The sequence below is a fragment of the Pseudomonas caspiana genome (genome assembly GCF_002158995.1).
Classification (GTDB): domain Bacteria; phylum Pseudomonadota; class Gammaproteobacteria; order Pseudomonadales; family Pseudomonadaceae; genus Aquipseudomonas; species Aquipseudomonas caspiana.
In genome coordinates this window covers 96,857-107,602 of sequence record NZ_LOHF01000004.1, presented here as the reverse complement: position 1 = coordinate 107,602, position 10,746 = coordinate 96,857, and the positions used below count along the sequence as shown (strand labels likewise).

The following is a 10,746-nucleotide window of genomic DNA, read 5'->3' as shown; positions in this document are numbered from 1 at the left end:
CGCAGGTCATCCGTTGTGAGGGTGGGAGCTGTGCAGCTCGACCAGTCCTCTGAAAACGGATGAAACACTTTGAAATTAAGGGCGGGGTTTCAAATGGGCTCTGTGGTGTCCTTATCGCAGGCAAGCCCAGCTCCCACATGGAATCGAGTTTCTTCTGTGGGAGCGGTGCTTGGTCTGGGCGGCATTCCGACGATACAGGCGCCACGATTTCACCCCCTTACCCCGCATAAATTTCCCGCCCCTCCATTCGTTCCCTCTTCACCACACCTACAAGAGCGACCGCCATGGATTTGCAGAGCGTCCTGTCAAAGCTGTTCCTCAATGCCGGCTCAGTCGGTATCGAAGGCGTTTTCCAGTTCGTGTTCGGTCCGCACCTGGCGTTCTGGTCGGAGGTCAAGGCGCAGAGCCGGACCGAGGCCGGGCGGCACAGTGCGCCCGATGTGACCATTGAAGTCGCGGAAAAGGACTTTCTCGGCATCATGGGCGGCATGGCCAATGTCGAAGAGCTGTTCGCCAGCGGTCGATTGAAGATCAACGGCAACATGGGCCTGGCCACGCTGCTGCCACAGATCATCAATAACGCGCGGCGCGGTGCGGCCCAGGCGCAAAAGGTTGACATGAACCAGCGCTATCCGACACCAGCGCGGGTCAGCGAGCGGGTTTCAGCCAGCCTGCCGATCCAGCGCACCGTGGAACGCAGGCCATACGCCGAAGTATCAGTCAGCGAGTTCAAAAGCCGTTATCTGCCCGAAGGCATTCCGCTGATCATCAGCAACGCCTTGCAGGACTGGCCGCTGTTCACCATGGGCCGCGAAGAATCCTTGCGTCATTTCGCGGAGCTGCAAGGCATTACCCGTCATGGCGATTACGTGAAGAAGACCTTTTCCACAGATCGCGACTTTCGCTCGACGTCGATGGCCGACTTCATTGCCTCTCTTGAAAAACCGGCGACCAAGAGCGCTGACGGCTCACCGCCCGCTTACATGGGCAACAACATCATGCCCGCACAATTGATGAAGCTGATTGAGTATCCGCAGTATTTTGAACGCCAGCTTTATATACCCCCCAGGATCTGGATTGGCCCAAAAGGCACACTGACTCCGCTGCATCGGGACGATACCGATAACCTGTTCGCGCAGGTCTGGGGTCAGAAGTCTTTTATTCTTGCGGCGCCCCACCACCGCCCGGCGTTGGGCACCTGGTCAACTGCGCCTAAAGGGGGACTGGATGGCTGCGACTTTAATCCGGATGCGCCTGACTATCAGCGCTTTCCCACAGCACGGACGGTCACGTTCCTGCGGATAACGCTGGAGGCTGGGGATCTGCTGTTTCTTCCGGAGGGCTGGTTCCACCAGGTGGAGTCGGTGTCGACCTCGCTGTCGGTCAACTTCTGGGTCAATTCGGGACGGGGTTGGTAGGAAGGCTGATTCAAATCGTCCCCCTCGTAGGAGCGCACGAGCACCGCGAGGCCGCGATAGCGATTCGCCTGACGCACCGCATCGCGCCCGTCGTTACCTCCGCGCGCTCCTACAGGTCGGTGCTGGCTACGCGGTAGCGCTACGCCAAACGCAAAAAAAGGCATCACTGGATGCCCATCTTTTATATGCCTACTTTCAATACAAAAAAACCAGACAACAAAAAGCCCGCACTAGGCGGGCTTTCTGTTGCTTCAAGGAGTTCAAGGGCCTTGAAGCGGAATATGGCGCAGCGGACGGGACTCGAACCCGCGACCCCCGGCGTGACAGGCCGGTATTCTAACCGACTGAACTACCGCTGCGCGTAACACTTAGAGCGAGTTGGTGGGTGATGACGGGATCGAACCGCCGACCCGCTGCTTGTAAGGCAGCTGCTCTCCCAGCTGAGCTAATCACCCTTCACTCTCGGTGTGGCGCGCATTCTACGGAGCGACCTAACCTCTGGCAAGCACTTTTTTAAATAATTTTTATAATCCTTCCAAAGGCTTAGCACAGGGTTGGCCGCAGGGTAATAGCAGCGAATAATGCCCCCCTTTGTATAGAAGGAGAGATTCACCTCATGTGGTTCAAAAACCTGCTTGTCTACCGCCTGACCCAGGATCTGCCTTTTGACGCCGAAGCACTGGAAACCGCTTTGGCCACCAAACCGGCCCGTGCCTGTGCCAGCCAGGAGTTGACCACTTACGGTTTCGTCGCCCCTTTCGGCAAAGGCGAAGACGCACCCCTGGTGCACGTCAGCGGCGACTTCCTGCTGATCTCGGCCCGTAAAGAAGAACGCATCCTGCCGGGCAGTGTTGTGCGTGACGCCTTGAAGGAAAAGGTCGACGAGATCGAAGCCGAGCAAATGCGCAAGGTCTATAAGAAGGAACGCGAGCAGCTCAAGGATGAAATCATCCAGGCGTTCCTGCCGCGTGCCTTTATTCGTCGTTCGTCGACCTTCGCCGCTATCGCGCCGAAACAGGGCCTGATTCTGGTCAACTCGGCCAGCCCGAAGCGCGCCGAAGACTTGTTGTCGACGCTGCGTGAAGTCATCGGCACCCTGCCGGTACGTCCGCTGACCGTGAAGACTGCCCCTACCGCTGTGATGACCGACTGGGTCACCACGCAAAAGGCTGCCGACAACTTCTTCGTGCTGGATGAATGCGAACTGCGCGATACCCATGAAGATGGCGGGATCGTGCGTTGCAAACGTCAGGACCTGACCAGCGATGAAATCCAGCTGCACCTGAGCACCGGGAAGGTTGTGACCCAGCTGTCCCTGGCATGGCAGGACAAACTGTCCTTCGTGCTCGACGACAAGATGACGGTCAAGCGTCTGAAGTTCGAAGACCTGCTGCAGGATCAAGCAGAACAGGACGGCGGCGACGAAGCCCTGGGCCAACTGGACGCCAGCTTCACCCTGATGATGCTGACCTTCGGTGAATTCCTGCCTGAGCTGTTCGAAGCGCTGGGCGGTGAAGAGATTCCGCAGGGAATTTAAACAGCACCAGTAATCTGCCTCTTTTCGGAACTCATTGGCTGAATTGAGAGCTGCTTTCTGTAGGAGTGAGCTTGCTCGCGATAGCGGTCTTCCAGATACCTTTTCGTATCTGAAAGACCGCTATCGCGAGCAAGCTCACTCCTACAGGTGTTTTTTCCAACCTAATAAGAAAGGAACCCGCCATGCGTGCATTGGCAGCCTTGAGTCGTTTTGTCGGTAATACCTTTGCGTACTGGGTGCTTCTGTTCGCCATTCTGGCGTTCGTGTTCCCGCAAGCATTCATCGGGCTCAAGCCCCTCATCGTGCCGTTGCTGGGTCTGGTGATGTTCGGCATGGGCTTGACCCTGAAACTTGAAGACTTTTCCGAAGTGGCCCGCAATCCATGGCGCGTTGCCTTGGGCGTGGTGGCGCACTTCGTGATCATGCCCGGCGTGGCGTGGTTGTTGTGCCAGGTGTTTAGCTTGCCGCCGGAAATCGCGGTCGGCGTGATTCTGGTCGGTTGCTGCCCGAGCGGCACTTCGTCCAATGTCATGGCCTGGCTGGCCAAAGGCGATCTGGCACTGGCCGTTGCCATTGCAGCGGTCACCACCCTGCTCGCTCCGTTGCTGACGCCAACCCTGATCTGGTTCCTGGCTTCGGCCTGGCTGCCGGTGTCCTTCATGGATATGTTCTGGTCGATCCTGCAACTGGTCATGCTGCCAATCGTGCTTGGCGTATTGGCCCAGCGCCTGCTGGGTGCCCGGGTCACTTATGCGATTGACGTGTTGCCGCTGATTTCGGTGGTGAGCATCGTTATGATCGTCTGCGCCGTCGTTGCCGCCAGCCAGGCGAAGATCGCTGAATCCGGCTTGCTGATCATGGCCGTGGTGATCCTGCACAACACCTTCGGCTTCCTGCTGGGTTACTTCACCGGCAAGGTGTTCAAACTGCCGCTGCCTCAACGTAAATCTCTGGCACTGGAAGTCGGCATGCAGAACTCCGGCCTCGGCGCCGCACTGGCCAGCGCCCACTTCTCACCACTGGCGGCCGTGCCCAGCGCGCTGTTCAGCGTGTGGCACAACATCTCCGGGGCTCTGTTGTCGACGTACTTCCGCAAGATGAAGGATGAAGATGAGCCGGTGAAGACTGGGTCGGCTGCGGTTGATTGATTAAAACTCCTGTGGATTGAAACGCAATCCTTGTGGGAGCGGTGCTTGCCCGCGATAAGGCTGAACGCAATTCACTTTGGATCGCGTCCAGCCTTATCGCGGGCAAGCCCGGCTCCCACAGGGTCATCAGGCACCACCCCGGCGCACCACGCCCGCATTAATGCACAAAAATCTGAACCTCCTCTGAAATTGGTTCGCTGACCCGCGAACCAATCGCCTTTCATTCCCCGAACCAACCCGACGAACCTTTGCACATTGGCCCGACAGGCAGCGCTCGTCAGCTGTATCGGGCAGTCGAGCCTCGAATCCTAGGCGAACCAATTTCCATTGGCATCGCTCTTGCACCAGCCCTATTGCCTCGAATCACTGCCTGTAGGCAGCTCAGGGCATTTTTTTCTGGTCTGGCGCGAGTACCACGATGCAAAGGTTCGACCCTGACACTCCCATCGACAACTCTTCGAAACTGGCGCTCGATGCCTTGCGGCAGATCGTTGCCCAGCATGCGGCCTTTCCCCAGCGGGCATTGCCCACCGAGCGCGAGCTGGCTGCCGATTTCGGGGTCAGTCGAAGGGCGATTCGCCGGGCGCTGGCGGTTCTGGAAGCCGAAGGCCAGATCTGGCGGCGGCAAGGCAAAGGGACCTTTGTCGGCCCTACTCCGCCCAGCGCTGCAATGAGCTTCGCCAGGCTTTCCGGCCGGACCAATTTCAGTGAGGTGATGGAAGCCCGTCTGCATCTGGAACCAGCCCTGGCCTCACTGGCAGCCGTGCGGGCCAACGGTGAGCAGATGGCGATCCTGCGCCGCCTTACCGAGCGCACCACTCGCCAGCAGGTCGCCGAGCAAACCGACGCCGAGGGCATTGAGCTGTGGGACAGCGCCTTGCACCGCGCCATTGCTGAAGCAGCGGGTAACCGCCTGATGCTGGACATCTTCGAAATGCTCGATGCGATCCGTCTCGACCCGGCCTGGCGCGACTTGCGCCACCGGGCACGTAACGCCGACCGCCTCGATACCTATAGCCATGACCACGACGACATTGTCAGCGCCATCGAAACGCGCGACCCGGTCAAGGCCGCCACGGCCATGCGTGGCCATTTACGGGCGCTGCAACAGGCGCTGGATAACGTCATCAATCAAGACCTGGAGGCCAGCTTATGAGCGCCACCACCTCGATCACCGATAACACAATACTCAGCGTCAACGACCTTACCGTGCGCTTTGCCGGAGCACCGGCGAATGTTGTCGACGGTGTGTCGTTCTCCGTCAAGCGCGGCAAAACCCTGGCCATTGTCGGCGAGTCCGGCTGTGGCAAGAGCGTAACGTCGATGGGCCTCATGGGCCTGTTACCTGCGACGGCCCAGGTTGGCGCCAGCGACTCGCTACTGATCGACGAAGCTTTGCTGGGCATGTCCGAAGAGCGCCTTCTGGACGTGCGCGGCAACCGCATGGCGATGATCTTCCAGGAACCGATGACCTCGCTGAACCCGGTCTTCACCATCGGCGAGCAGATCGCCGAAAGCGTGATCCGTCATCAAGGCCTCTCGGACAAGGACGCCCGACAACGGGCGCTGGAAATGCTCGAAAAAGTCCGCGTACCTGACGCCCGCCAGCGACTGGACGCCTACCCTCATGAACTCTCCGGCGGTATGCGTCAACGGGCGATGATCGCAATGGCGCTGGCCAACGATCCGGCGCTGATCATTGCCGACGAACCGACCACCGCACTGGACGTAACTATTCAGGCGCAGATCCTCTCATTGATCGCCAACCTGCAAACCGAGACCGGCACCGCGATGATTCTGATCACCCACGATTTGGGCGTGGTCGCCGAAGTTGCCGACGACGTGATGGTGATGTACGCCGGACGCGTGGTGGAAAGCGGTCCGGTGAAGACTCTGTTCGACGATCCGCAGCACCCGTACACCATCGGCCTGATGGGTTCGATGCCGTCGATTGGCCCCCGTGAAGGTCGTCTGGCAACGATTAATGGTCGAGTGCCGACCCCAGCAGAAATGCCCAGCGGTTGCCGGTTCGCCGGGCGCTGCCCGTTTGTCATCCAGCAATGTCGGGAGGAGCGACCGCCGCTGCTCGAGTTGTCCCCCGGACACTTCGCCGCGTGTATCCGCGCGCCTTTGGAACAGCATGTGGGAGTCAGTGCGTGAGCCTTTCCGAACGAAACATCGCCGAGCCCGTCAGCCCGGCAAGCAGCACGCAGAAACCCATTCTGGAAGGCATTGGCCTGAGCAAGCACTTTGCGGTGGAAAGCGGCCTGTTCCAGCCGAAGAAACCACCTGTGCAGGCGGTCAATCAGGTCAACCTGTCGGTTCGCAAAGGCGAGACACTGGCGTTGGTGGGCGAGTCCGGCTCGGGTAAATCAACCCTCGGTCGCCTGCTGCTCAACCTGCTGCAACCGACTGCGGGCGACGTGATTTACGAAGGTCGCAACCTGGCCAACCTGCCGCCGGAAAAGCTGCGTCAGGTACGTCGCGACTTGCAGATCATCTTTCAAGACCCGTTCGCCTCGCTGAACCCGCGCATGACCGTGGAATCCATCGTTGGCGAACCGATCTGGCTGCACAGCGAAGCCAGCCGCAGTGACCGCCAGGCCAAGGTTGCGGAACTGCTGCGCACGGTCGGCCTGGCCCCGGAACACGGTGGTCGCCATCCCCACGAATTCTCCGGCGGTCAGCGCCAGCGCATCGGTATCGCTCGTGCTTTGGCCTCCGAGCCACGGTTGATTCTCGGCGATGAACCGGTGTCGGCTCTGGACGTTTCGGTGCAGGCGCAAGTGGTCAACCTGCTCGAAGACCTCAAGCATCAGTTCGGTCTGACCCTGGTGATTGTCGCCCACGGGCTGGCCGTGATCCGCCACATGAGCGACCGCGTGGCGGTGATGTACCTGGGCGAAATCGTCGAACTGGCGCCGGTCAACGCGCTGTTCGAAAACCCTTTGCACCCTTATACCCAGGCGTTGATGGCTGCTGTACCGGTCAGCCATCCGGATTTGCGCCAGCCGCGCCCGTTGCTGGGCGGCGACATGCCCAGCCCGAGCCGCCCGCCTTCGGGTTGCCGATTCCATACCCGCTGCCCCCACGCCCGTGCACTGTGCAAAGAAGCAGTGCCGGTCATGGAAACCGTTGAGGCCGAACGCCAGGTGGCGTGCCACTTCTGGCGTGAAATCGCCAACGCGGGCAGCGGCACCCTGATCCTTCCAACACCCAGCGCTGCTTATACGCAACGCCTGAATCTGTTCAAGAACCATCAATCCCTTGCAGTGGAGAGCCAGCCATGAAAATCGCACGCGTCATGACAGGAACCTTGTTATTGCTGGCCGCCAACGCCGCCTTTGCCGAATCGACGTTGCGCATCGGCATTCAGGACGATCCCGATGTGCTTGACCCGCATCGTTCGCGTACCTATTCCGGCCGCTTGGTGTACACCGCGCTGTGCGACAAGCTGGTGGACGTCAACCCGGACCTGACGTACGCGCCACAATTGGCCACCGCCTGGAACTGGAGCGAAGACGGCAAGACCCTGACCATGACCTTGCGCGACGGCGTGACCTACCACGACGGCGAACCGTTCGATGCCGCCTCGGTGAAGTTCAACCTGGATCGCGCCCGCACCCTTCCCGACTCTCTGCGTAAAAGCGAGCTGGCCTCGGTGGACAGCGTGGAAGTGATCGACGCAAAAACCGTGGCCATCAAACTCAAGCAAGCCGATGCCACGCTGGTTTCGCAACTCTCGGACCGTGCCGGGATGATGCTCGCGCCGAAAGCCGCTCAGGGCGAGTTTGGTTCGAAACCGGTCTGCTCCGGCCCTTACAAATTCGTCCAGCGCGTGCAGCAGGATCGCATCGTGCTGGAGCGTTTCGACAATTACTGGAACAAGCAGGCGTATCACTTCGACAAAGTCGTGTTCCTGCCGATTCCGGACACCTCGGTACGTTTGGCTAACCTGCGTTCCGGCGATCTGGACATCATCGAGCGCGTTGCGCCAACCGACGTAAAAACCGTCAAGGGCGACAGCAAGCTGGCGATCTACAACACGCCGGGCCTGGGCTATATGCAGCTGATGTTCAACATCGGCAATGGTGAAAAGGCTAACTCGCCGATTGGCAAAGACAAGCGCGTGCGCAAGGCATTCGAGCTGTCCATCGATCGCGATGCGATCAACCAGGTGGTATTCGAAGGTCTCTACGCCCCAAGCGCGCAGCCATTCCCGAAAAACAGCCCGTACTACGATCAGGCGCTGCCGATCCCGGCTCGTGATGTCGAGAAGAGTAAAGCACTGCTGGCTGAGGCCGGTGTGAAGCTGCCGTTGGCAGTAGATCTGAAAGTGGCCAACAACCCGATCGCGCAACAGGTCGGGCAGATCATTCAGGCCATGGCTGAAGAAGCCGGCTTCAAGGTCAATCTGATTGCAACCGAATACGCGACGATGCTCAGCGAACAGCAAAGCGGTAACTTCCAGATCGGCATGAGCGCCTGGTCGGGCCGTCCTGATCCGGATGGCGATATCCACCAGTTCGTGACCTGCAAAGGCGGCCAGAACGACGGTAAATACTGCAACGCCAAGCTCGACGAGCTGCTGAACAAGGCGCGCACCGTCAACGATGTTTCACAACGTCAGGCGCTGTACAACGAAGCATTGCGTTTGTTGGCTGACGAAGTACCGACCGCCTACCTGTATTTCGACCCACGAATCATTGCCATGCGTAACAACGTGACCGGCTTCGTGCCAAACCCGGACGGTCTGATTCGTCTGGCCAACGTCGCGCTAAAGCCATGATTGACGGACGCACCTGCGAGGTTCCGGCATGCTGATGTTCATCCTGCGACGCCTGCTCAGCTCGATCCCGACGCTGATTCTGGTTTCGCTGTTCGTTTTCACCCTGCAGAAGCTGCTGCCGGGTGACCCGGTGCTGGCCATGGCCGGGGAAGAACGCGATCCGGCGGTCATGGAATACCTGCGCGACAAGTACCGGCTCGATGACCCGATCCCGATGCAGTACCTGAACTGGGTCGGCAACGTGCTGACCGGTGACTTCGGCACCTCGCTGCGCACCGAGCAACCGGTGACCACGCTGTTGGCGTCCAAGTTGCCGGTGACCATCGAACTGGCGGTACTGGCCTTGCTGATCGCGCTGCTGATCGGCATTCCCACCGGGATCATCTCGGCGGTGCGCAAGGGCACCGCCGTGGATTACGGAGCCAACGTCGTGGCGCTGTCAGGGATTTCCATTCCGCACTTCTGGCTGGGCATTCTGCTGATCATGATTTTCGCGGTGAAACTGCAATGGCTGCCCGCCTCCGGTTTCGTGCCCATGGGCGAGGATTTCGGGCAAAACCTGAAGACCTTGATCCTGCCTGCGTTCGTGTTGGGTGCCGGGTTGTCGGGGATTCTCATGCGCCACACCCGCAGCGCCATGCTCGAAGTGTTGCGTACCGATTACGTGCGTACTGCACGGGCCAAAGGGTTGTTCCCGCGCACAGTGATTCTCAAGCATGCGTTGCGCAACGCGTTGATGCCCATCGTCACGCTCACGACCTTGCTGTTCGGTGAACTGCTCGGCGGCGCAGTGCTGACGGAACAGGTGTTCAGTATTCCGGGCTTCGGCAAGATGATCGTCGATGCGGTGTTCAACCGTGATTACGCCGTGGTGCAAGGCGTGGTGCTGTGTGTCGCGATTGGCTTCCTGATGCTGAACCTGCTGGCCGACGTGCTTTACCGCTTGATCAACCCGCGTCTGAGGACAGCCTGATGACCGCTATTGCCAGCCTCCCGCACAGCGCGATCCTGCCCCGCAGTCGCTCACCGTTCCTGAAGAAATTCCTCGCCAACAAAGGCGCGGTAATTGGCGCGGCGGTGTTGCTACTGTTTATTTTGGCGGCCCTTTTGGCGCCCTGGATTGCGCCTCACGACCCGCTCAAAGCCAACTTCCTCGCCGTGCGTAAAGCGCCCTCGCTGATCTACTGGCTGGGCACCGACGAACTGGGCCGTGATCTGTTTTCACGCTTGCTGCATGGAGCCCGCAGTTCGCTGCTGGCCGGTGGTGTTTCGGTTGCCATCGCCATGTGTATTGGCGTGCCGCTGGGCCTGCTGGCCGGGTATTTTGGCGGCAAACTGGACATGATCATTTCGCAGGTCATGGAAGCGCTGCTGTCCTGTCCGTTTCTGGTGTTGGCCATCGCGCTGGGCGCCTTTCTCGGCCCAAGCCTGACCAACGCGATGATCGCCATCGGTCTGTCTGCCATGCCGATTTTCGCCCGGTTGACTCGCGGCCAGGTGCTGTCGATCAAGCACGAGGATTATCTGGAAGGTGCTCGTGCGATCGGTCTGCCGGATCGCTGGATCATCCTGCGTTACGTGCTGCCCAACGTGATGTCGCCGCTGGTGGTGCAAGCGACGCTGACCATCGCTTCGGCGATTCTGGCTGAAGCCAGCTTGTCCTTCCTCGGTCTGGGCCAGCAACCGCCCTCGCCGTCCTGGGGCTCGATGCTCAATACTGCAAAGAATTTCATGGAGCAGGCTCCGTGGATGTCGATTGCGCCCGGCGTGGCGATCTACATCACGGTCCTGTGTTTCAACCTGCTGGGTGATGGCCTGCGCGATGCGCTGGACCCCAAAGGCTAAACCTTTCGT

Annotated in this window: 9 protein-coding genes and 2 tRNA genes; 9 read left to right on the top strand and 2 right to left on the bottom strand. The window is 59.7% G+C overall.

Features of this window, described 5'->3' with window-relative positions; translation table 11 throughout:
- The first annotated feature begins 284 nt into the window (after positions 1 to 284).
- A complete protein-coding gene (locus AUC60_RS07225; RefSeq protein ID WP_087265407.1) occupies positions 285 to 1,418 on the top strand; it encodes a cupin-like domain-containing protein in 1,134 nt (377 codons plus the stop codon).
- Positions 1,419 to 1,700: 282 nt separating this feature from the next.
- Here AUC60_RS07225 and AUC60_RS07220 read toward each other — a convergent pair.
- Both AUC60_RS07220 and AUC60_RS07215 read right to left on the bottom strand, forming a co-directional pair.
- Positions 1,701 to 1,777 (bottom strand) — tRNA-Asp (locus tag AUC60_RS07220).
- Between the two features lie 20 nt (positions 1,778 to 1,797).
- A tRNA-Val gene (locus AUC60_RS07215) sits at positions 1,798 to 1,873 on the bottom strand.
- Between the two features lie 161 nt (positions 1,874 to 2,034).
- On the opposite strand from AUC60_RS07215, the gene rdgC reads away from it, so the two are divergent.
- The 8 genes from rdgC (at position 2,035) to AUC60_RS07175 (ending at position 10,737) form a co-directional block, all read left to right on the top strand.
- Positions 2,035 to 2,955, top strand: coding sequence for a recombination-associated protein RdgC (gene rdgC / locus AUC60_RS07210; RefSeq protein ID WP_087265406.1), 921 nt, complete (start codon positions 2,035 to 2,037; stop codon positions 2,953 to 2,955).
- Positions 2,956 to 3,137: 182 nt separating this feature from the next.
- Positions 3,138 to 4,103, top strand: a complete 966-nt coding sequence (locus AUC60_RS07205; protein WP_087265405.1) for a bile acid:sodium symporter family protein — start codon at positions 3,138 to 3,140, stop codon at positions 4,101 to 4,103.
- A gap of 418 nt (positions 4,104 to 4,521) precedes the next feature.
- Positions 4,522 to 5,259 (top strand): FadR/GntR family transcriptional regulator, encoded by a 738-nt coding sequence (locus tag AUC60_RS07200; RefSeq protein ID WP_087265404.1) that lies wholly within the window; start codon positions 4,522 to 4,524, stop codon positions 5,257 to 5,259.
- Complete coding sequence (locus tag AUC60_RS07195) at positions 5,256 to 6,263, top strand: ABC transporter ATP-binding protein (protein WP_087265403.1); 1,008 nt, start codon at positions 5,256 to 5,258, stop codon at positions 6,261 to 6,263. The genes AUC60_RS07200 and AUC60_RS07195 overlap by 4 nt, the downstream gene beginning before the upstream one ends.
- A complete protein-coding gene (locus AUC60_RS07190) occupies positions 6,260 to 7,393 on the top strand; it encodes an ABC transporter ATP-binding protein (protein WP_087265402.1) in 1,134 nt (377 codons plus the stop codon). The genes AUC60_RS07195 and AUC60_RS07190 overlap by 4 nt, the downstream gene beginning before the upstream one ends.
- The gene (locus AUC60_RS07185; RefSeq protein ID WP_087265401.1) at positions 7,390 to 8,892 is read left to right on the top strand and encodes an ABC transporter substrate-binding protein; all 1,503 of its coding nucleotides are present in this window, start codon (positions 7,390 to 7,392) and stop codon (positions 8,890 to 8,892) included. Before AUC60_RS07190 ends, AUC60_RS07185 begins: the two co-directional genes overlap by 4 nt.
- 28 nt (positions 8,893 to 8,920) lie before the next feature.
- A complete protein-coding gene (locus AUC60_RS07180; protein ID WP_087265400.1) occupies positions 8,921 to 9,865 on the top strand; it encodes an ABC transporter permease in 945 nt (314 codons plus the stop codon).
- Entirely contained in the window at positions 9,865 to 10,737 is an 873-nt protein-coding gene (locus AUC60_RS07175; protein WP_087265399.1) for an ABC transporter permease, read from the top strand. Before AUC60_RS07180 ends, AUC60_RS07175 begins: the two co-directional genes overlap by 1 nt.
- Positions 10,738 to 10,746 lie beyond the last annotated feature (9 nt).